General features: G+C 37.2%; 20 protein-coding genes. 17 read left to right on the forward strand and 3 right to left on the reverse strand.

Features of this window, described 5'->3' with window-relative positions; all coding sequences use genetic code 11:
• The first annotated feature begins 39 nt into the window (after positions 1–39).
• Entirely contained in the window at positions 40–1,857 is a 1,818-nt protein-coding gene (locus tag FC89_RS09445; protein WP_057872314.1) for a beta-glucoside-specific PTS transporter subunit IIABC, read from the forward strand.
• Positions 1,858–1,877: 20 nt separating this feature from the next.
• Entirely contained in the window at positions 1,878–3,335 is a 1,458-nt protein-coding gene (locus FC89_RS09450; protein ID WP_057872315.1) for a glycoside hydrolase family 1 protein, read from the forward strand.
• Positions 3,336–3,399: 64 nt separating this feature from the next.
• On the opposite strand, the gene FC89_RS09455 is transcribed toward FC89_RS09450, so the two are convergent.
• The gene (locus tag FC89_RS09455; RefSeq protein ID WP_057872316.1) at positions 3,400–3,825 is read right to left on the reverse strand and encodes a universal stress protein; all 426 of its coding nucleotides are present in this window, start codon (positions 3,823–3,825) and stop codon (positions 3,400–3,402) included.
• A 288-nt stretch (positions 3,826–4,113) separates the two neighbouring features.
• Here FC89_RS09455 and FC89_RS09460 point away from each other — a divergent pair, with 288 nt between their 5' ends.
• The 4 genes from FC89_RS09460 to FC89_RS09475 all read left to right on the forward strand — a co-directional run bounded on the left by FC89_RS09460 (position 4,114) and on the right by FC89_RS09475 (position 6,626).
• The gene (locus FC89_RS09460) at positions 4,114–5,052 is read left to right on the forward strand and encodes a DMT family transporter (RefSeq protein WP_057872317.1); all 939 of its coding nucleotides are present in this window, start codon (positions 4,114–4,116) and stop codon (positions 5,050–5,052) included.
• A gap of 169 nt (positions 5,053–5,221) precedes the next feature.
• Positions 5,222–5,869 (forward strand): hypothetical protein, encoded by a 648-nt coding sequence (locus FC89_RS09465; RefSeq protein ID WP_057872318.1) that lies wholly within the window; start codon positions 5,222–5,224, stop codon positions 5,867–5,869.
• Positions 5,870–5,939: 70 nt separating this feature from the next.
• Positions 5,940–6,176, forward strand: a complete 237-nt coding sequence (locus FC89_RS09470; protein WP_157060705.1) for an SHOCT domain-containing protein — start codon at positions 5,940–5,942, stop codon at positions 6,174–6,176.
• A gap of 165 nt (positions 6,177–6,341) precedes the next feature.
• A complete protein-coding gene (locus FC89_RS09475) occupies positions 6,342–6,626 on the forward strand; it encodes a putative quinol monooxygenase (RefSeq protein ID WP_057872320.1) in 285 nt (94 codons plus the stop codon).
• A 58-nt stretch (positions 6,627–6,684) separates the two neighbouring features.
• On the opposite strand, the gene FC89_RS09480 is transcribed toward FC89_RS09475, so the two are convergent.
• Positions 6,685–7,371, reverse strand: coding sequence for a Crp/Fnr family transcriptional regulator (locus tag FC89_RS09480; protein ID WP_057872371.1), 687 nt, complete (start codon positions 7,369–7,371; stop codon positions 6,685–6,687).
• 208 nt (positions 7,372–7,579) lie between these two features.
• On the opposite strand from FC89_RS09480, the gene larA reads away from it, so the two are divergent.
• From larA to msrA, 8 genes are all read left to right on the forward strand, one after another.
• On the forward strand, positions 7,580–8,857 hold the full coding sequence (larA, locus tag FC89_RS09485; protein WP_057872321.1) for a nickel-dependent lactate racemase: 1,278 nt from the start codon (positions 7,580–7,582) through the stop codon (positions 8,855–8,857).
• A 4-nt stretch (positions 8,858–8,861) separates the two neighbouring features.
• A complete protein-coding gene (gene larB / locus FC89_RS09490; RefSeq protein ID WP_057872372.1) occupies positions 8,862–9,626 on the forward strand; it encodes a nickel pincer cofactor biosynthesis protein LarB in 765 nt (254 codons plus the stop codon).
• On the forward strand, positions 9,623–10,861 hold the full coding sequence (gene larC / locus FC89_RS09495; protein WP_057872322.1) for a nickel pincer cofactor biosynthesis protein LarC: 1,239 nt from the start codon (positions 9,623–9,625) through the stop codon (positions 10,859–10,861). The genes larB and larC overlap by 4 nt, the downstream gene beginning before the upstream one ends.
• Positions 10,862–10,863: 2 nt before the next feature.
• On the forward strand, positions 10,864–11,700 hold the full coding sequence (larE, locus tag FC89_RS09500; protein WP_057872323.1) for an ATP-dependent sacrificial sulfur transferase LarE: 837 nt from the start codon (positions 10,864–10,866) through the stop codon (positions 11,698–11,700).
• Between the two features lie 4 nt (positions 11,701–11,704).
• Positions 11,705–12,424: an MIP/aquaporin family protein gene (locus FC89_RS09505; RefSeq protein WP_057872324.1), complete on the forward strand. Its 720-nt coding sequence runs from the start codon at positions 11,705–11,707 to the stop codon at positions 12,422–12,424.
• A gap of 86 nt (positions 12,425–12,510) precedes the next feature.
• On the forward strand, positions 12,511–13,509 hold the full coding sequence (locus FC89_RS09510; protein WP_057872325.1) for a HoxN/HupN/NixA family nickel/cobalt transporter: 999 nt from the start codon (positions 12,511–12,513) through the stop codon (positions 13,507–13,509).
• Positions 13,510–13,838: 329 nt separating this feature from the next.
• Entirely contained in the window at positions 13,839–15,008 is a 1,170-nt protein-coding gene (locus FC89_RS09515; RefSeq protein WP_057872326.1) for a 2-isopropylmalate synthase, read from the forward strand.
• Between the two features lie 108 nt (positions 15,009–15,116).
• A complete protein-coding gene (gene msrA / locus FC89_RS09520) occupies positions 15,117–15,935 on the forward strand; it encodes a peptide-methionine (S)-S-oxide reductase MsrA (protein WP_057872327.1) in 819 nt (272 codons plus the stop codon).
• Positions 15,936–15,994: 59 nt separating this feature from the next.
• Here msrA and FC89_RS09525 read toward each other — a convergent pair whose 3' ends face one another.
• Positions 15,995–16,483: a ferritin gene (locus tag FC89_RS09525; RefSeq protein WP_057872328.1), complete on the reverse strand. Its 489-nt coding sequence runs from the start codon at positions 16,481–16,483 to the stop codon at positions 15,995–15,997.
• Between the two features lie 123 nt (positions 16,484–16,606).
• Between FC89_RS09525 and FC89_RS09530 the strand changes: the two genes are divergently transcribed.
• The 3 genes from FC89_RS09530 to FC89_RS09540 all read left to right on the forward strand — a co-directional run bounded on the left by FC89_RS09530 (position 16,607) and on the right by FC89_RS09540 (position 21,071).
• A complete protein-coding gene (locus FC89_RS09530) occupies positions 16,607–18,430 on the forward strand; it encodes a DUF2207 domain-containing protein (RefSeq protein ID WP_057872329.1) in 1,824 nt (607 codons plus the stop codon).
• Between the two features lie 84 nt (positions 18,431–18,514).
• Complete coding sequence (locus FC89_RS09535; RefSeq protein ID WP_057872330.1) at positions 18,515–19,357, forward strand: metallophosphoesterase family protein; 843 nt, start codon at positions 18,515–18,517, stop codon at positions 19,355–19,357.
• A gap of 106 nt (positions 19,358–19,463) precedes the next feature.
• Entirely contained in the window at positions 19,464–21,071 is a 1,608-nt protein-coding gene (locus FC89_RS09540) for a putative polysaccharide biosynthesis protein (protein WP_057872331.1), read from the forward strand.
• Positions 21,072–21,198: the final 127 nt, after the last annotated feature.

Raw genomic sequence — 21,198 nt, forward strand, 5'->3', positions numbered from 1 at the left:
TTTGGGTTTTTCTTTTAAAAAAATTTCGAGGTGAGTTAAATGGATTATCAAAAATTAGCAGCTGATATTCTAAAAAATGTTGGCGGTCAAGGAAATATCAATACAGCATGGCATTGTGCAACTAGAATTCGTTTTAAGTTAACTGATGAAAAGAAAGCTGATACGAAAGCCATTGAAAACTTAGATGGTGTAATTACTGTAGTTCAATCTGCTGGTCAGTATCAAGTCGTAATTGGCAATTCAGTTGGTCAAGTCTTCGACCAGTTAGCCAATCAAGCAGGACTGGAAAATAAATCAGATACTGCAACTGAAGAACCTGCAGATAAAGAAAATTTAATTAATCGCTTTATTGCTTTTATTTCTGGAACGTTTACTCCATTCTTAGGAGCAATGGCCGGTGCTGGTATTTTAAAGGGGCTCTTAGCTTTATTCGTTGCTTTGGACTGGATGACAAAAACCAGTGGTGCGTATCAAATTTGGTATGCAGCTGGTGATGCACTATTTAACTTTTTGCCGATCTTTTTAGCGTTTACTGCAGCTAAACGGCTTAAAGTCAATCAATTTGTTGCTGTTGCTTTAGCGGCCGCTTTAGTTTATCCAACAATGGTAACGGTTGCTGATAAAGCTACAACTTTACATTTCTTTGGAATTCCAGTTGTTCCGACTACTTATACTTCTTCGGTAATTCCAATCTTATTAGCAGTTTGGGTCCTTTCTTATCTGCAACCACTTTTGGATAAGATTTTTCCAGATGCGGTACGCAATATCTTCACACCGTTATTTTCATTGATGATAATGGTTCCGCTGACATTAATTGTCGTTGGCCCGATCGGTTCCGGTATTAGTAATTTATTAGCGGCTGGAGTTTCCGGCATCTACAATTTTGCTCCGGCATTTGCTGGTGTTATCATGGGAGCCTTCTGGCAAGTATTCGTTATCTTCGGAGTACATTGGACTTTCGTGCCAGTCATGATGAACAATATTGCTAAAATGGGTTATGATCCTTTGCTGCCGATTCTGAGTGCTGCCGTTTTATCTCAGGCAGGAGCTGCTTTAGGGATTTTCTTGAAAACAAAGGATAAAAAACAAAAAGCTTTAGCTGGTTCAGGTGTTGTTACCGGAATCTTCGGCATTACCGAACCAATTATTTATGGACTTACCTTGAAGATGAAACGACCATTTATTTGTGCTGTTATTTCCGGCGGGATTGGCGGAGCAATCATTGGATCTTTCCAAGCACATGCTAATTCATTTACACTTCCAAGTCTGCTAGCCTTGCCAACTTATCTGGGCAAAGGATTTAGCGGTGTGTTGATTGGAATTGCCGTTGCATTCTTCTTAGCCGCTATCTTAACTTATTTGTTCGGATTTTCTGGTCAAGATGCAGCACAAGTAAAAAGTGATGGTTTAGAAGAAGTGGTTGCACCAGCAGCTGGGACGGTTATTCCATTAAAGAGTGTTCATGACGAAGTCTTTTCATCTGAAGCAATGGGAAAAGGAATCGCTATTGTTCCGACTGAAGGTACTTTAAAAGCGCCAGTTAGTGGGACAATCAGTGCTGTTTATCCAACTGGTCATGCAATTGGTCTGATTTCCGATCAAGGGGCAGAAATTTTACTGCACATAGGAATTGATACAGTTAAATTAAATGGCAAGTATTTTGAAACATTAGTTAAAAAAGAACAGCATGTAAATGCAGGAGATAAGCTGGTTTCTTTTGATTTAGATAAAATCAAAGCAGCTGGTTATGACACGACAATTATGTTAGTCGTTACTAATAGTAAAAATTATGAAGTTAATGTTACAACTGAAACAGCTGCAGCTGACAATTGGCTGTTAAAATTAAAACCAGAATAAAATAAATAGGGGGCACTTTAATGTATTTGGATAATTATCCGCAAAAATTTCCCGCAGATTTTTTGTGGGGCGGAGCAACAGCTGCCAACCAGATCGAAGGTGCTTGGAAAACTGCTGGCAAGGGTTTGACAACAGCAGAAGTAGTTTCTAAGGCTGAAAATCGCAAGAAAATGTCAATGGATCAAGTTGATCAAGCCAGTTTGGCTGCAGCGATAGCTGATCAGACAACAACTAATTATCCCAAACGTAGAGGGATCGATTTTTACCATCATTATGCAGCAGATATTAAATTATTTGCAGAGATGGGATTTAAGGTTTTTCGTTTTTCAATTGCTTGGTCGAGAATTTTTCCTAACGGAGATGATCAGACTGCCAATGAAGCAGGGTTAGCTTTTTATGATCGTGTGCTGGATGAACTGGCTAAATATCAGATTGAACCTTTAATTACACTATCACATTATGAAATGCCACTGGCTTTAACACAAAAGTATAATGGTTGGGCAGATCGGCGAGTGATTTCTGCTTTTACCCACTACACAGAAACCGTTTTTAAACGTTACGGCAAACGGGTTAAGTATTGGTTAACATTTAATGAAATCAATACCGGGACTTGGGGATTTCATGCTACGGGAGCAATTGATCAGGGCTTGACCAAAAACGAACAGTTACAACTGAGATATCAAGCTTTGCATCATCAATTAGTAGCTAGTGCATTAGCCACTAAGCAATTGCATCAGTTGGTTCCGACGGCTCAAATGGGATGTATGCTGGCTCGAATGCAAACATACCCGGCAACGCCAAATCCAGTTGATGTGCAAGCCGCTCAAGATGCTGATCAGAAGAATTTGTTTTTTACTGACGTGCAGGTTCGTGGTGAGTATCCTGGCTTTATGAATCGTTATTTTGCTGAACAAGGAATTAAAATAACAATGCAGCCAGATGATCAACAGATTCTGAGCGAAAATCCCGTTGATTTTGTCAGTTTCAGTTATTATATGACAACTGTTACGCAAGCCGCTCAAGATGGAACAGCGGTCGGTAATATGGCAACTGGTGGTCGTAATCCTTATTTGCAAGAATCAGCTTGGGGCTGGCAAATTGATCCAATTGGATTGCGAATTACATTAAATGAAATGTGGGATCGCTATCAAAAACCATTGTTTATTGTTGAAAACGGCTTAGGTGCGGTTGACAAATTAGAAGATGGTAAAGTTCATGATAGTTATCGGATCGATTATTTACGTCAGCATATTGAACAAATGAAAGAAGCTATCAGTGACGGAGTTAAACTTTTGGGCTATACAATGTGGGGACCAATCGATCTTATCAGTTTCTCAACTTCTGAAATGTCCAAACGTTACGGTTTTATCTATGTTGATCAAGATGATCAGGGACATGGTTCGCTAAAACGTATCCGAAAAGATTCATTTTATTGGTATCAAAAAGTTATTAAATCTAATGGAGAAGATCTCAGCTAAAGATTTGATTAAAAAAACTGTATTGTTGAAATAACATTCAGCAATACAGTTTTTTTGCAGTTTATTATTTAATTACTAAAACGTCACAAGCTGAGTTGCGTACTACAAAACTGGTATGTGAGCCGACAACCAATTTTTCAATATTATTCATTCCAGTTTGACCGATAACAATCAAGTCAATATTGTGTTCTTTGGGGTATGTTTCGGCTAAAATTGTTTTGACACTGCCAATGATTACATCTGATTTAGCAGCAATGCCTTTTTGTTTAGCTTGGTCAAGATATGGTTTTATTTTCTCGGTAGCCTGATCAGCTAAATCAAGATAAAAATCTTCGCCAACGCCAAAAGAAACATCCATGCCACGATCACGGTTAACGATCCAGACGATACTAACTTTTGCGCCGAGTGCTTTAGCCAAATCACAACCAATTTTAAAAGCTTTTTCAGCTTTTTTTGAACCATCGATTCCAATCAATATATTTTGATACATAAGAATAAGCCCCCTTAAGATAAGCAGAATGACAAAATAAAATCAATAAGTTTTTACACATTAAGTATAACATATTTACCAATTTCTTGAATTGATAAAGCAAATCGAACAGCTTTAAGAACTTGTTTTTCTAATGAAAACACCAACAAAAAGTAATCTTGTTGACAATTTCTAAAGCTAAGCCTTAAGCTGAAATAAGCAGTCGCAAAATCGCATTACTTTAGGTTTTAAGTAATTTAAGAAATATAATTCAGCTGCAAAATAAATATACAGGAGGGCAGTTTAACAATGTTACCAATTCTGCTGGGATTAACTATTGGATTTGGATTGCCGTTACAGACGGCTATCAATTCAAAATTACGAAAGATTGTCGGTTCGCCGTTGCTGTCTTCAATGGTTTCATTTACCGTTGGAACTATTTTTTTAACGCTGGCAACTTTACTGCTGACACACGGTTTGATGATTAATCTATTATTGTTCAAACAGCAGCCATGGTGGATTTGGATTGGCGGATTGCTAGGGGTAATTTATTTAACAGGCAACATTGTGCTTTTTCCTTACTTAGGCAGTGTTCAAACGGTAATTATGCCAGTTGTTGGTCAACTGATTATGAGTATGCTGATTGACAATTTCGGCTGGTTTGATTCACCACAGCATACATTAAATTTAGTTCGTTTGGGCGGTTGCGCCTTGGTCTTTATTGGCGTAATTATGGCAGTCGCAGCCGCGTCACTTTTTAAAAGCCGGCGTAAACAATTTGATACGGTCAGTAAAAGTCCTCATCGTTTTTTGTGGCAACTGGCAGGAATCTTTACGGGGATGCTAAGTGCAATGCAGACAGCTATCAACGGTCATTTAGGCGTTGTTTTAGCTTCAGCAGAAAAAGCAGCTTTAATTTCTTTTTTAGTTGGAACAGTTGCCTTATGGTTGCTTGTAATAATTCGAGAGCATGGCATTCACTTAAAACCAGCTTTTAGCACTTCTCATCCCTGGTGGATTTGGATCGGTGGAATTATAGGCGCATTGTTTGTATTGGGAAATGCTTTCTTGGTACCAGTCATAGGAACCGGCTTGGCAGTTGTGATCGTTTTATTTGGTATGATTACCGGTAGTTTATTAGTTGATCATTTTGGATGGTTAGGTGCTGACCGAATTTTAATTGAACCAATTCAATTGTTGGGGATTATCGTAATGCTGGCTGGAGTAATTTTAATCAAATTATTTTAAAGAATACTATATTATTCTTTTTGTATCAGATGAAGATTTCTGTTTTATAAGGACATTCTAAAAAATGTTAGATTTTTATAAAAAATTAAAAAGCGGGTCTGTTAGCGAATGATTGTGGTAAAATGCGAGATGTTGGCAAATTAAATTGAACTTTAACCAGGTGACCAAAATGAAATTTTTAAAAAAATATGGCTTTTTATTTTTATTAGTAGCATTATTGCGGGAAATAAATTTGCCATTTTTTATGGGTTTTTTTAGTGAAACAAGTAAACATGTTTGGCTGCTAAGCGAATTGGGACAACCTGGAATGCTCTTGCGCAACGCATTTAAAATTTGGGAAATCATTGATGGAATTTTATTTATTTTAGCAGCTCCCTATCTTGCTAACCGATTTAAGCAGTATTCTCGAAAAATGGCAATCACTTTTGGCTGGTTAATTGCCCTGTATGGAATCGGTGATTGTTTAATGACAGCTTTATTTGATTATTCGACAAACTATTTTACTGATCCAGCAGCTTTTTTACATGCTTTTGGTTCATTTATCGGCTCCGGTGCTTTACTGTTAATTAACTTTTCTTTATTACTGCTAGCCAAAAAAAATCAACAGCCTAAAATTATGTTGAGTATTATTTTATTAATGCTTTGCAGTGTAATTGCCGGCTCATTAGTTGAATTGAAGATTTTTGCTTGGCCCTTGATTAATGGAATCTTACAGTGTGTAATGCTGGATACTCTCTATTTACCCTTATTGGTGATTGCTGCCAAGGATACCTTTTTATGGATTAGCGGCTTTTTCGCAAAGAATAACTCGCATTAAGATTTATATTTGTAATCAGAGCGATTTGATTTTATACTTTAGGCGAAGAAATCAACGTTAGGGGATGAATATGATGATGTGGAGTTGTGGAAATTGGAATTCATTCATGGGCTGGCACATGTCAAGAGGCTGGTTGTTGGTCGGATTATTAATTGCAATTGTAATCATTTTGGGCTTTTTCTTTAGCTACTTATTTATTAAAAATCAGCGACCGACAACTGCTTTTAAAATTCTCGATGAGTCTTATGCCAAGGGAAAAATTTCTTACCAGGAATATTTGACCCGTAAAAATAATTTAAAAAAATAAATTGGTTTGCTTAATATTTAAACAGGGCTTTCAATTATTAGTACATTAATAATTGAAAGCTTTTTGATTCTTATTTGCTTGTTAATTTTAATAAAAGGAATAAAATATAAATGGATGGTTATTTTTGTAGAAAAATATAATATAAATAGAGGAGATTTTATTATCATGAAAGTTATTAATGTATCCTTAGTTGTAAAACCTCAATTAAAAGCCGAATACGAAGAATTTATTGCTGATTTAGTCAGAAATTCAGCACAAGAGACCGGAAATTTGTATTATGGTCATTTTAAAAAACTAGACAGTGATAATGAATATGAAATTATTGAACATTGGCGTGATCAAGCAGCTGTAGAAGCACATAATGCAACTCCTCATTTTCAAAAGTTTTTAGCCGGAGTCAATGACTATTTGGTTAAGGAACCTGAAATAACCCGTTTGATTCTTGAATAAATTATAATTGGATAAGCAAAGAGTCAGCAACAGTGATTAAAAACTGCTGCTGGCTCTTTTAATATGCAATATAATCATCAAGCTTTTTTGAGTTTTTAATAATAATCCGTCGTTTATTGTCGTTACTAGTAGTAAATTCAATAACAGATTCATCTTTTAGTCTACGCATCATACGGCTGACACTAGTATGATTGGCAATGCCACAAAAACCGGCAATATCTTCATTAGTGACATTAAAGTCAATCAAGATTTTGTTTGAATTCGGTAAATGACGACCGAATTTAAGTGCCATGTCCCGCAAAAAATTTGCTAAAGCCCCCAGTTTGCCATTCATAGTTAGACGCTGCAGCCGTGAAAAATTTTCTGACAAGCGATGACGATAATATTGTTTAACATAATTTTGCAGTTGCGGATTGGAATTAACGTACTGCCAAAATTTCACACGATTTATCTGATAAAATGCTGCTGTTTCAGATTCAATTCGAACATTAAAGGGTTGTTCATCATATTGCAAGGCTTCATCGTGTAGTAGAGAAATTACATCGGGTTGGTTAATATACGAAATATTGAATTCCCGTCCATCCTGCAAAATAACTGATGTTTTTATAATACCTTCTTTTAAAATAAAAACGCTGGCTGCCTTTAATCCATGAAAAGTCAAATAGGTGTGATAATCTTTGGTGATCGTTGAAATCTGTTTATCTTTCAAAAAGTTTACTAAATAATCAATATCTTTGTTGGTCAACAATAATTTGTTCCTTCCTGCGATTCTCAATATAGTCAGAGCCTATTCTACCAATATCAGGTATCACATTACCTTATCATTTGATAATAACAAATGATATTAAAAAATGCTAATTGAATTTAACAATCATGATTGACAATGAGAATTGATTTTAAATAGGTATCATGAAAAAAGTAAGTTATCAAATAAGCAAGAAGGAGAAATTCACATGGTAGAAATTAAGCTTCCTTATGACCATGGTTTTGTAACTGCTAAAATTAATTCAGCTAACTTAGCTGGAACATTAGTTTCCAAAGCAGCTACTTATCAGACGCATTTTTCAGAAAAAGAACTGGTGGAAAAATCACTCGATGATCCAATTGGTAGTCCTAAACTAGAGACTTTAGCCAAAGACAAAAAGAATATTGTGATTATCAGTTCAGATCACACTCGGCCAGTTCCGTCACATATTATTACTCCGATTTTATTGCAGCGCTTGCGGCAAGCAGCTCCAGCAGCACGAATTAGAATCTTAGTTGCAACTGGATTTCATCGTCCCTCAACTCATGAAGAATTAGTTGCTAAATATGGTAAAGAGATCGTTGCTAATGAGGAAATTGTGATGCATAAATCTCAAGAAGATGCTGATATGGTCAAAATCGGCCAGCTCCCCTCTGGTGGTGATTTAATTATCAATAAAATAGCTGCCGAGGCCGATTTGTTGATTTCCGAAGGATTTATTGAATCACATTTCTTTGCCGGTTTTTCTGGTGGGCGCAAATCTGTTTTGCCAGGTATTTCATCTTATAAGACGATTATGGCCAACCATTCTGGTGAATTTATTGCTGATAAACATTCAAGAACCGGTAATTTACAGCATAATCTGGTTCATCACGACATGGTATATGCAGCAAAAAAAGCTGGATTGAAATTTATTTTAAATGTTGTTTTAGACGAAAACAAGAAAATTATTGCATCTTTTGCTGGTGATTTAGAGGCTGCCCATAAAAAAGGTACAGACTTTGTTGGCGATTTGGCTGGTGTTAAAGCTATCAAAAGTGATATCACAGTGACAACCAATGGCGGCTACCCACTGGATCAAAATATTTATCAGGCAGTTAAGGGAATGACAGCGGCTGAAGCAAGCAACAAACAAAACGGAACAATTATTATCGTTGCTGGTTGTCGTGATGGTCACGGTGGTGTTGGTTTTTATCATAATTTAGCAGATGTGGCTAAACCGCAAGACTTTTTGGAACTCGCTACCAATACACCGCGTTTAAAAACTGTTCCAGATCAATGGACTTCTCAAATTTTGGCCCGAATTTTATCTAATCATCATGTAATCCTGGTATCAGACTTAGTTGAACCGAGTCTGGTAACTAATATGCACATGGAGTTAGCGACCTCGATCGAGCAGGCTTTAGCCTCAGCTTACGATCGAGCAGGCGAGTCCGCAAAAGTTACAGTGATTCCTGATGGCTTGGGCGTTATTGTTAAGGACTGATCTGATGAAAAAAAATGAATTACTAATCGAGCTGGAACACGTTGCTGCTCATAAGATTACTCCGCAGCAAGCCGCAAATAAGCTGAGCAAAACTGATTTTACAGAATTGAATTATGCCAAAATTGATACAGCCAGAGAAAAACGCACGGGCTATTCAGAAGTAATTTACGGAGCAGGCAAAACAGCAGCACAAATTTGTGGAATTGCAAGCGTCATGAAAAAACAAGGTCAGTCGATTTTAGTTACTCGCGTAATACCTGAAAAAGCCGTTAAGATTCAAAAGGAATTTCCTGACTTGGACTATGATGCAGTCGCTCAAATTATGACATTAAACCCAAAGAAATCAGTTCATATTGGTGAGATTGCGATTGTTACTGCCGGAACTTCCGATATTAAAGTTGCAGAAGAAGCAGCGATCACAGCGGAATTTTTTGGTAATCATGTAACTCGCATTTATGATGTCGGTGTTGCTGGAATTCAACGATTATTTGCCAAGTTAGAAGTTATTCGTCAAGCTAAGGTAATTATTGTAATTGCTGGGATGGAAGGCGCATTAGTGAGCGTTATTGGTGGCTTGGTCAATCAACCGGTAATTGGCGTACCAACAAGTATTGGTTACGGCAGCCATTTAAACGGACTTACTCCTTTATTGGGGATGCTAAACAGTTGTTCTGCCGGAATTAGTGTTGTCAATATTGATAATGGATTTGGTGCTGCTTTTAATGCCAGCATGATCAATCATTTAGCCGTTAAGGAGAAAATCAAATGAAAACGTTAGTATTAGATGCTTTTTCCGGCATCAGTGGGGATATGTTTTTAGGAGCTTTATTTGATTTGGGACTCTCACGGTCAGCATTGGAAAAAGAATTGGCTAAGTTAAACGTTGGTGGTTATCAATTGCAAGTTAAACGAACAAGCCATTCAAGTATTTATGGAACTGATTTTGATGTCATTTTAGCTGATCAGCAAATTAAGGATAATGGAATTACTGAACATGGTCACCATCACGGCCGGAGTTTTGCGACTATTAAACAACTAATCGAACGCAGTAATTTAAATGATTCAGTTAAACAACGGACACTCAAGTTATTTCAAGAAATTGCTTTAGCTGAGGCGCATGTTCATCAAAAAGAAATCAGTGAAATTCATTTTCATGAAGTTGGTGCGATTGATTCGATTGTTGATCTGACTGGTGCGGCGATTGCACTTGACTTAATGAAAATTGATCAAGTTATTGTCAATAATTTAGCTGATGGAACAGGTACAATTAAAATCGCCCACGGAATTGTTCCCGTGCCTGTCCCAGCAGTTATGCAACTGCGAGTTGGAACAAAAATTTCGGTTCATCTGCGGCCGGAGGTAAAAACCGAGTTAATAACGCCAACAGGTATGGCACTAGTTAAATGTTTTGCAACTGGATTTGATACAAATCCCGACGGAATCCTTGAAAAAACCGGTTACGGTTTCGGTAAACGAGAAATTGGCAGTTTAAATGCTTTACGCGCCAGTATTTATAATTCTTTACTTAGTAATCAGGCTGTTGAACAAAAGCAAGATCAAGTCATGTTAATTGAAACCAATTTAGATGATATTACAGGTGAACAGTTGGCTGATGCAATTACAGATTTGTTGGAACGTGGAGCTAAGGATGCTTGGAGCGAACCAATTGTGATGAAGAAAGGACGACCGGCTTATAAACTTTGCTTATTGGTCGAACCAAGACAGCGGCAAATTCTTATTAAGTATTTATTCGCTAAAACACCGGCAATTGGTGTTCGGCAAAAATTACTGCAACGGGAAATTATGCAACGAAAAATTAAGTTAATCGCAACTTCTTACGGTGAGTTACACATTAAAGAACTAACTTATGCTGATATCAGTAAAATAACGTTTGAACATCAAGAATTAGTCAGGTTAGCTACTTTAAACCATTGCTCACTAACCGAATTAAAAACAAAAATTTTGGCTGAAATACGTCAAAATCCTCAAATGAAAGGAATTTAACAATGAATTTATTAAACAACAAGGAACAAAAATTACAATCAGTTTTAGCTAACTATGATCGGGTAGTTGTCGGCTTTTCCGGTGGAATTGACTCAACATTAATTTTAAATGAAGCTTTACAGGTTTTAGGTAAAGAGAACGTTTTGGCAGTTGTGGCTGATTCTGAATTATTCAGTGAAGAAGAATATGTAAAAGCAATTGATCTGGCTGCTAAGATGGAAGTTAATGTCAAAGGAATTCAGCTTGATTATTTGGCAGAAAAGCATATCAAGCATAACACGCCGGAATCATGGTACTACATGAAGCAGATTTTTTATCATCAATTGCATCGAATAGCTGCTAAATTTAACGCTGATGCTGTTTTAGATGGCATGATCATGGATGATGAAGCAGATTTTCGTCCTGGTTTACGTGCCCGTGATGAGGCTGGGGCGGTTTCCGTTTTGCAAGTTGCTGGATTTTATAAAACTGATGTTCGTCAATTAGCTCAAGAACACGGCTTAACTAACTGGAATAAAGTTGCTTCTTGTTCAGTTTCGTCTCGTTTCCCATACTATACTGAATTAACCAGTGCTAAATTGCAACAAGTAATTGCTGCAGAATCTTACTTGCGTCATGTTGGTTTTGGTACTGTCCGAGTTCGGGTCCATGATAAATTAGCTCGAATTGAAGTCCCAGCAGATCGCATGAATGACTTAGTTGCACAAAAAGATCAAGTTACTGCTAAATTGCAATCATTAGGGTACGAGTATGTTTCTGTTGATTTGGAAGGATTTGTTAGCGGTCGGATGAATCAAACTCTTTCAGCAGCGAAAAAAGAAAAAATTTTAGTGGGGTAAAAAAATGCATTATTCATTATTAGTTCGTTGCCTGGCAGAGTTTATTGGAACGGCAGTTATGGTGGCTTTGGGAAACGGCTCAGTAGCAAATGTTGAGTTAAAAGGAACTAAAGGCTTTCACGGTGGTTGGGTATTAATAGGTTTTGGTTATGGAATCGGTGTGATGATTCCGGCATTGATGTTTGCAAATGTTTCTGGAGCTCAGATCAATCCGGCGATGACAATTGCATTAGCTGCTACCGGTAATTTTCCGTGGAATGAGGTCTTGCCATATATTGTAGCTCAGTTATTAGGGGCAATTGGTGGACAACTATTAATCGTTTTAGCTTATAAACCGTATTACGATGAAACCACTAACTCAGAAAGTATTTTAGGGACTTTTGCTACGATCGATGCAGCTAATAGCTGGTTAAATGGCTTTATTAACGAATTTATCGGAACATTTCTGTTAGTGTTGGGAGCTTTATGCATTACGGCTGATAAAGTTGATTCACGTGCTGATTTTATTGGTTTAGGCTTTTTAGTGATGTGTCTGGTGGTATCTTTTGGTGGACCAACAGGACCAGCTTTGAATCCAGCTCGTGATTTGGGTCCAAGGCTACTACATGCTGTTTGGCCCTTTAAATTTAAAAAAAGTTCACAATTCAGCTATAGTTGGGTTCCAATTATCGCTCCAATTGCGGGAGCTGTTGTTGCAGCGGAAATTTATCAAGGAATTTTTTAGAAGTTGGGACAAATACAAACAGCAGGTCGGTCATTTTTATAATAGCCGTTCTGTTGTTTTTAATTTATTGATTTGGAGTGGAAAAAATGAGAAAAAAATTAACTACTATAAATTTCCGTTACTATTTCTTTGTGTTAATACTGCAGTCATTTGCTTTGGGTTGGTTATTCTTGATTGCTAAACAGCACACAGCCGTTTGGGGCTTGGGTTTAATTGCGTATACTTTAGGTTTGCGGCATGCTTTTGATGCCGATCATATTGCAGCTATTGATAATACTGTTCGCAAGTTAATTAATCAGCAGCAAGAAGCTGCCGGAACAGGGTTCTATTTTTCTTTGGGACATTCAACCGTTGTTTTTTTGCTAGTTGTTGCAGTAAATTTCTCACTAAAATTATTTAAAACGGACTTACCATTTCTAGAAAAAACTGGTAATTTAATTGGCGGAACCGTTTCAGGTATCTTTTTATTACTGTTAGCATTTGCTAACGTAGTGATTTTGAGTAATTTATTTCAAATTGCTAGAAAGAAAGCCAACCATCTTTTGAATGACCGAAAATTAAATCAATTATTAGCCAAGCGCGGTTTCTTAGTTCGAATTTTAATGCCTTTGTTGAATTTAGTTAAACGAAGTTGGCAAATGTATCCGATTGGTTTTTTATTTGGTTTAGGGTTCGATACAGCGACGGAAATTGCTTTATTAGCAATTGCCGCCAGCAGTGATCAAACATTGCTTGGTTGGAATAATTTAGTTTTTCCGGTAATGTTCGCCGCTGGAATGAATTTAATGGACACCACTGATTCTGTTATGATCACCAGTGCTTATCGTTGGGCCTTTGCCAGTCCTGATCGTAAAATTTATTACAATTTAACGGTTACTTTAGTTTCAGTCGTTGCTGCATTTTCCATCGGCCTTATTGAATTGCTACAAGTTGCTACCAGCTTTATCAAGCAAAGCAGGACTAAGTTAAATTGGCTATCTAATTTGAACTTTAATCAGTTGGGAATTTGGTTAACATTATGTTTACTGGCTGCTTGGTTGTTAGCATACTTTAAATGGCAGCAGCAAAATAAATCAACGATTTAGGCGTCAATTAATTTAAAACTATTAGTTTTTGATAATTGAAATCGGAATAAATTTATTACAATTTAATTATTTTAATAATTAAGCTTGACTTTCTTATAAAAACAAGTTAGATTAGTGACAAGCAATTACGAAAGGAGTTTTCATCATGGAAAAACTGCAATTTAATTATTCAATTGAATTCGCCCTACTACTATGACCGAGGACTCTGACAATTTGTCGAGTCCTATTTGGTATTGTAGGATGGGGCTCGTGCAAGATAGAAGCGTCTCATTCTACATGAATGAGGCGTTTTTTATTTTATATTTTTAAAAATTTAGGGGGAGTTAAATATGACCAAACAAATCCAATTTTTCGATACAACATTACGTGATGGCGAACAAACTATCGGGGTGAATTTCTCGATTCAAGACAAGCTGATACTGGCACAAAAAATTGCTGATTGGGGTGCCGATGTAATCGAAGCCGGTTTTCCAGTTGCTTCTGAAAATGATTTTAAGGCAGTTCGGCAGATCGGTAAGAATGTCACAAACTGTAATGTCATCGGATTAGCCAGATGCGTAAAAAAAGATATTGATGCAGTAACTCAAGCTTTAGCCGATGCTCCAACTGGTCAAATTCATGTTTTCATTGCTACCAGTCCAATTCATCGAGAAGCCAAACTGCATATGGATCAAGCAGCAGTAATTAAAAAAATCAATGAATGCGTTAGTTATGCGCATAAATCATTTGAACATGTTGAATTCTCACCAGAAGATGCCACTCGAACTGAATGGAATTTTTTAGTAACAGCTATTCGGACAGCCATTAATGCCGGAGCCGATGTAATTAATATTCCAGATACTACTGGCTATACCAATCCTGATGAATTTGGAGCATTATTTGATTATTTAAAAGAAAATATTCCAGAATTTGATCGAGTCACATTTTCAGTTCATTGTCACAATGATTTAGGGATGGCAACCGCAAATGCTTTGGCTGCTGTTAAACACGGAGCCAGTCGAATTGAAGGAACAATCAATGGAATCGGCGAACGGGCTGGTAATACAGCATTGGAAGAAGTTGCGGCTGCAATGGATGTCAGAAAAGATTTTTACCAAGTTGAAAACCAGGTTGATTTAACCAAAACCTATGAACTGGCAAAATTAGTCAGTGAAAAATCCAAGATGCCGATTCCACATAATAAACCAATTATCGGTGCCAATGTTTTTGCGCATGAATCAGGAATCCATCAAGACGGTTTTTTGAAAAATCATGCTACTTACGAAATTTTAACACCACAAAGTGTTGGAATTGCACATTCTTCAATTCCATTAGGCAAATTGTCCGGCTCACATGCTGTTGCTGCAAAATTAAAACAGCTGGGGTATCAAATTACATCTGCTGATATGCATAAGATTTTCCCGATTTTCAAACAGGTTGCTGATCAGCAGGCAATCGTTTCTGCAGAAGACTTGCGTCAAATTATGCAGCGCTTTGAAAAGACCGTTCAAAAAAGCTAATTTGTAAACCACTTCAGCATAAGTCATTCTAGTTGACAAAAGGACCTATTTTTTGGTTTTCTTACTTTGATAGGAGACTGAACGTATTTATCAAAGAAGGTAAAATCAATGAATGATCTGCCCAACTTATCTGAACAAGTTTATAATTTAATTTTGAATCCGGCTACTCGTGATTGGGAGAGGCAACAATTAGTTGCGGCTAAAAATGCACTAACAGAACGAAATGTAGCCACGGTTTGGGCTGAACTTGAATATCGTTTACGTCCACTCGCAGTTCGAAATAACCTTACGCCGGCGGTTGCTGATTTTTACGCCATTCTCAGTCATGATGAAAACGGTGGTCAATCATTTGATTTGACGATTCATTTTGCGTCAGATCCGCCTTGGCAAAAGCGGGCAATTTTTGCTGGTGGCTGTTTTTGGTGTTTAGTTGAACCATTTGAGCTTCGGCCGGGTATTATAGCAGTTATTTCTGGTTATACCGGTGGCAAAACTGCAGCACCAACTTACGAAACCGTCAGCAGTCAAAATACCGGTCATGTTGAGGCGGTTGAAATTATTTTTGACAGTCGCGAGATTGATTATGAAGATTTGTTGGAACTTTATTGGAAATTAATTGATCCAACAGATGTCGATGGTCAAATTAATGACCGCGGCAGCAATTATCGACCGGTCATTTTTGTTCGGGATCGGCAACAGCGACAAGCTGCCGAAAAATCTAAACAAGCATTAAATGATGCTAGAAAATTTTCTAAACCGATTGTTGTTCCAATTGAAACAGCAACCAAATTTTGGCCAGCCGAAAACTATCACCAACAATTCTATCGAAAACATCCGCAACGCTATCGATTGATCGCTCGGACCCGTAAGCAGTATTTGCTGGCATTGCGGGTTGCTGGTAAGCTTAAAAATATTTTTTCTAAGTAAAAAAAGGAACTGCGACAATAAAACTTGTCCAGCTCCTTTTAAATTTACAGCTAAAGCTATTATTTGTGATCAGAACTTTGACCCATTTGCTCATCCAGAGTTAATAAGTCTTTGCCATCAACTAAATCATATTTAGCGATCAAATTGCGGGCGTTGACTTCTTCTTCGATTTGTTCGCTGATAAAATAATTTAAAAAATTTTGTGTTTCAAAATCATTTTTTTCTTGAGCCAGCTGATAAATCTTGCGGATGCAATCGCTAATATATTGTTCATGCTTCAGCCCACCCTCCATAACTTCTTTAATGGAGGCATAGGTTTGTGAAGTATGCTCAATTGGTGTCAAATTAACTTTTTGATCCATATCATGTAAAAAGTTGATGAAACGCCAACCGTGTTCTATTTCTTCATTTGCCTGATCTTTATACCATTTTGAAAAGCCATGCAAGCGGCGTTCTTCAAAGAAATTATAAAAATCCAAATAAATATATGCTGATTGAAATTCTTTGTTGACCTGTTCATTTAACAGTTGATAGATTTGTTTTTCCATTGTTTTTTGCTCCTTTCAAGATTTATTTTAACATAATTTTTGCTGAATGATTAATAGTTCACAAAACAAGTTAAGTTTGAGATAATTCACTTAGGGGAAATTATTAAATTTTGGGGGAGTTAGATGAAAAAACAAGGGTTAGGTATTTTAGTAGGCTTCTTTGTTGGTTTATTAACTATTTTTTCAATAAATGTTCATGCTGATCCGGATTATGAAATTACAAATTATCGGGTGCAGGCTAATGTTCAAACTGATGGCTCGGTTATTTTAACGCAGCGAATCCGGTATAAATTTGCTGATTCCGCGCATGGCGTTTATTATCAGCAAGCGCTTGGAAAACAGCAGGAAATAGAAGATGTATCAGTTGCTGTCCAGCAAGCAGGGGAAACAAGACAAATCCCGCTCGCATATAATGGACTAGATAATACTTATCAAGAAACTGAACCTGGTAATAAAATTAAATTAAAAGTTTTTCATTCACTTGATAATCAGACTGCAACCTTTATTTATCGCTATAAAATCACTGATGTTGTTATCAATTGGATTGATACGGCGGAACTGAATTGGAAAATTATCGGCAGCGGCTGGGATGTGCCTTTAAATAATGTCAAAATTACTATTCAACTGCCACGACATCCGGTTGATCAGCTGCAGGCTTGGGTGCATGCCGATACTGACGGTCACGTCGATGTTGATCGAGCCAAAGGACGGGTGGTAATCACAGCTAAGAGCAATCCAGAAAACTCGTTCATTGAAAGTCATTTACTGTTCTCACCGGGAGTTACCTTTGAAAACGAATTGATCAAATCGGAAAAAAGAAAAAAGGTTGTCCAAAAACAAGAGGCTGCTTTGGCTAAAAAATCAAATCAACAGAAAAAACGACATATATTGTTACAACACCTACTTTTTGGCGGAATGTTTGGTCTAGGTTGTATATTGTTTTTATTAGTTTCCATACTTATTTTACGAAATAAGTATCCGCAACAAGCTTGGCCGGTGTCATGGCGACATGCAGTTCATTCGTTTGAGCTTCCCAGTTTGCCAGTCGCCGTTTGTCAAGCTATCTTGCATAATCGGAAGCCGGATACCAAGGCCTTGAGTGCAACTTTGTTAGAATTAGCAGTGCAGCGAAAAATAAAAATTGAAGAGCTGCCAGGTAAAACTAAATTTGGTAAAACCAAATCCGATTATCGAATTACGCTCTTGGATCAGCAGCTGCTAAAATCAGCAACTATTTGGAGACGACTCTTTAATAAAGTTGGCGATGGTGAAAGTTTCACTTTAACTCAACTTAAGCAGGCTGGTAAAAAAAAGACTACCAGTGCATCGTTGCAAAAAGCCTTTACTTCATGGCAAAAAAAGCAGAAAAAATTGGCTGACTCACAGAAATATTTAAAGGAACCCATTAGATTTCGTGATAATTTAATTACTATTTTAACAATTCTGGCGTGTGGATTGCTGTTGGCCGGTAGTATTTTGCTGCAGCAAAAACTATTGATTGTTGCTGCTGGAGTCTTAAGTTTGTTGATTGTTGGGATAGTCGGTTTCTTTTTGAAAAAACACTCGCCATATACTGCTAGCGGATTGGTATTGGTTAATCAGCTGCGCGGCTTTAAAAAAATGCTGGCAGATATCGGCCGTTTTAATTTGAAAGAAGTCGGCGAACTGGTTCTTTGGGAAAATGTGATGCCATATGCAGTGGTTTTTGGTTTAGCACCCAAAGTTGCAGCTGCAATTGAAACTAATTTCAGTGTTGAAGAATTAAATAATACTTTCTTTTTATATTATCCAATCTCGGCTAGCGGTAATAATATTAATTTTGGAGCAAACTTTGCCAAAAGTTTTTCATCCAGCATAACTTCAGCTTCAGCCAATGGTAGTTCCGGTGGCTTCAGCGGTGGCAGTTCTGGCGGCTTTGGTGGCGGCTCAGGTGGTGGAGCCTTCTAATTATGGTTAAGATTGAAATATGATTGGATTATTCTGAACAAAAAAATATTTTTACTATTTAAAATCATAAAAGAGGTTATTATTTTGAAAAAAATAGCATTGATTGCTGATGTTCATGGAAATTATACTGCCTTGCAAGCAGTTTTAACTGATGCGTCGCAACGTAAGGTTGATGATTATTTAGTTTTAGGTGATATTGTCAATCGCGGACCTGCTCCAGAAAAATGTCTTCATGCCCTTCAAGCCAAACATCCAGCAGCTTGGGTAATTGGTAACCATGAACAAGTTTATCAAAGTCTGCTGCAGCAAAAATTTCAAAATTTTGCTGATAATGAGAAGGCAATTTTGGCTATTATTACTTCCGAATTTGATCGTCGTTATTTAACGCATAATGAGTTTAGCTGGCTGGCTAACTTGCCTTTGTGTCAAGAAGTAACTATTGAAAAGCTTAAACTGCGTATTTTTCATGCAACACCAACCAGCTGTCGGGGACACTTGACCGTTCCAACAGCTCCGCAAGCTAATTTTGATGAATTGTTAGCTGCTTCAACTGCTCAAGTGGCAATTTATGGTCACACTCATCAGGTTTTATTGCGGCAAACAAGTGATGGCCGGTTGATTATTAATCCCGGTAGTATTGGATTGGCCGTTTCCAAGCAGCAAAGTTTGGCTGCTGCTCAGGCTAAGTATGCCATCTTAACGATTGCTGACCGGCAATTATTGGATTGCCAATTTCTGTCTGTTCCTTATGATGTAGATTCAGAAATCAAGTTAGCTGAAAAACGCCGGGTTCCATTTGCAAGATTGTATACTTTCTTATTGCAAACAGGAACTTTTACTTATACTGAAACTAATGTTCATAAAGAAAATGCGGCTCATAATTATCGTCAAACTGCCCAGCAATTAATCGCACAAAATAATTGGTGATCGGAATAGTTTAAAAAAATGTTAAAAACTCTGGGGCAGCTTTCGTGTTAAATTAGATACTAGTGGTATTAACAATTAACACGATTTGACGAATTGAGGAATTTTTTTGAAAAATAAAATGTTATCAGGGACATTTTGGATGTCTTTTGGCAGTATTTTTTCACGGATACTCGGAGTAATTTATATTATTCCTTGGTTGCTGATGTTAGGTTCACAACAAAACCAATATACAGCGCAGGCTTTATTTAATGCTGCGTATACGCCATATGCATTATTTTTAGCATTAGGAACTTCCGGTTTTCCAACAGCTATTTCACGAAAAATTGCTATTTATAATTCCGAGCAGCGTTTTCGTGACAGCCAACAACTATTTCGGGCTGCCATCTTTTTTATGTGTATCTCCGGGTTAGTCTGCGGATTGCTGTTTTACTTTGCAGCACCGGCTGTGGCTGGTAGTTCACCAATTCTGGGTGGCGCGTCAGCAGTCAGTATTATTCGTGCTTTGGTACCAGCCCTGTTTATTTTACCGGTAATGAGTATTATTCGCGGGTGGTTTCAGGGAAATGAAGATATGAAGCCCTTTGGCGTATCGCAATTAGTTGAGCAATTGGTTCGTGTACTCAGCATCTTGTTATTAACTTTTATCAGTTATACTTTATTGCATACTTCGTTGGAAGTTGCAGTAGCTCTAAGTACATTTGCGGCATTTACCGGTGCAATTGCGAGTTTGGCTTACTTAATGAATTATTATCACCGCCAAAAACCGCTTTACCAAGAATTAAAGGCTGCTAGTCAGCCAGCTACAGGTTTAAATACCAAACAATTATTTTGGCAGATTTGTAAAGAAGCACTGCCTTTCGTTTACGTCGGTTCGGCAATCACAATTGCGCAGCTGATTGATCAGTTTACCTTTAAGCAGATCATGCGACTCGGCAGTCAACTGAGCTTGACCGCTATTCAAAATATGTTTACACTTTTTTCTGCTAATCCCAGTAAGATTACCACAGTAATTGTTTCGTTGGCGATTGCAATTTCGGGGACGACTTTACCGCTTTTAGCCAGTGCACACGCTGATCCGCAAAAAGCGGCAGTAATTATTCAAGATAATTTTCGATTGCTGTTTGGTTTACTGGCCCCGGTAACTATTATCTTGGCTTTATTAGCCGGTCGAATCAATACAGTCTTTTTTGGTTATAATTTGCATGGTAGCTGGCTAATGTTTTGGTCAATTTTGATTACATTCGTTCAAGCGATTTTTACCGACGTTTTTACTTTGATCCAGTCGTTGGGGAAACATCGTATGGCGGTCATTTTACTCAGCATTACACTTTTAATTAAATTTATTTTGCAATATCCGCTGGTTTATTTCTTTCATGATTACGGAGCACTGTGGGCAACTGCCATTTCGTTTGGTTTAGTTGCAGGGTATTGCGTTTATTACTTGATGAAATTATCTAACGAAACCAAACTAGCTGATTTTGCCGATCTCGGACTATTAAGTCGAGCAAATTTGATTTTTGCTGTTTTAGCAACTGGATTGTTGGGAATCCTCAGTTTATTTTCAGTTGCTGATACGCGAATTGCTTCATTCCTATTTTCTTGTGTTTATGGCTTGCTGGCCTTAGGAATCTTGGCAGTAATTGCTTACTATTATAATCTGCCTAAAATAATTTTAAAATTAAAATGGGGCAGAACCCAATATAAGCATTTTTAAAAATTTATAGTAGATAATTTGAAAAGTCATGGAAGATAACCATGGCTTTTTTTGAGAAAATAAAAACGCGTGATAAATAAAAAATGCTAAAATATGAAAAAGAGATATTGACCACTTTACGGTAGTA

The organism is Liquorilactobacillus ghanensis DSM 18630 (genome assembly GCF_001435235.1).
Lineage (GTDB): Bacteria > Bacillota > Bacilli > Lactobacillales > Lactobacillaceae > Liquorilactobacillus > Liquorilactobacillus ghanensis.

Bases quoted from the DNA above. Each gene is read 5' to 3' on its own strand.
- FC89_RS09445 (WP_057872314.1), top strand. From the start codon at position 40: ATGGATTATCAAAAATTAGCAGCTGATATTCTAAAAAATGTTGGCGGT.
- FC89_RS09450 (WP_057872315.1), top strand. From the start codon at position 1,878: ATGTATTTGGATAATTATCCGCAAAAATTTCCCGCAGATTTTTTGTGG.
- FC89_RS09455 (WP_057872316.1), bottom strand. From the start codon at position 3,825: ATGTATCAAAATATATTGATTGGAATCGATGGTTCAAAAAAAGCTGAA.
- FC89_RS09460 (WP_057872317.1), top strand. From the start codon at position 4,114: ATGTTACCAATTCTGCTGGGATTAACTATTGGATTTGGATTGCCGTTA.
- FC89_RS09465 (WP_057872318.1), top strand. From the start codon at position 5,222: ATGAAATTTTTAAAAAAATATGGCTTTTTATTTTTATTAGTAGCATTA.
- FC89_RS09470 (WP_157060705.1), top strand. From the start codon at position 5,940: ATGATGATGTGGAGTTGTGGAAATTGGAATTCATTCATGGGCTGGCAC.
- FC89_RS09475 (WP_057872320.1), top strand. From the start codon at position 6,342: ATGAAAGTTATTAATGTATCCTTAGTTGTAAAACCTCAATTAAAAGCC.
- larA (WP_057872321.1), top strand. From the start codon at position 7,580: ATGGTAGAAATTAAGCTTCCTTATGACCATGGTTTTGTAACTGCTAAA.
- larB (WP_057872372.1), top strand. From the start codon at position 8,862: ATGAAAAAAAATGAATTACTAATCGAGCTGGAACACGTTGCTGCTCAT.
- larC (WP_057872322.1), top strand. From the start codon at position 9,623: ATGAAAACGTTAGTATTAGATGCTTTTTCCGGCATCAGTGGGGATATG.
- larE (WP_057872323.1), top strand. From the start codon at position 10,864: ATGAATTTATTAAACAACAAGGAACAAAAATTACAATCAGTTTTAGCT.
- FC89_RS09505 (WP_057872324.1), top strand. From the start codon at position 11,705: ATGCATTATTCATTATTAGTTCGTTGCCTGGCAGAGTTTATTGGAACG.
- FC89_RS09510 (WP_057872325.1), top strand. From the start codon at position 12,511: ATGAGAAAAAAATTAACTACTATAAATTTCCGTTACTATTTCTTTGTG.
- FC89_RS09515 (WP_057872326.1), top strand. From the start codon at position 13,839: ATGACCAAACAAATCCAATTTTTCGATACAACATTACGTGATGGCGAA.
- msrA (WP_057872327.1), top strand. From the start codon at position 15,117: ATGAATGATCTGCCCAACTTATCTGAACAAGTTTATAATTTAATTTTG.
- FC89_RS09525 (WP_057872328.1), bottom strand. From the start codon at position 16,483: ATGGAAAAACAAATCTATCAACTGTTAAATGAACAGGTCAACAAAGAA.
- FC89_RS09530 (WP_057872329.1), top strand. From the start codon at position 16,607: ATGAAAAAACAAGGGTTAGGTATTTTAGTAGGCTTCTTTGTTGGTTTA.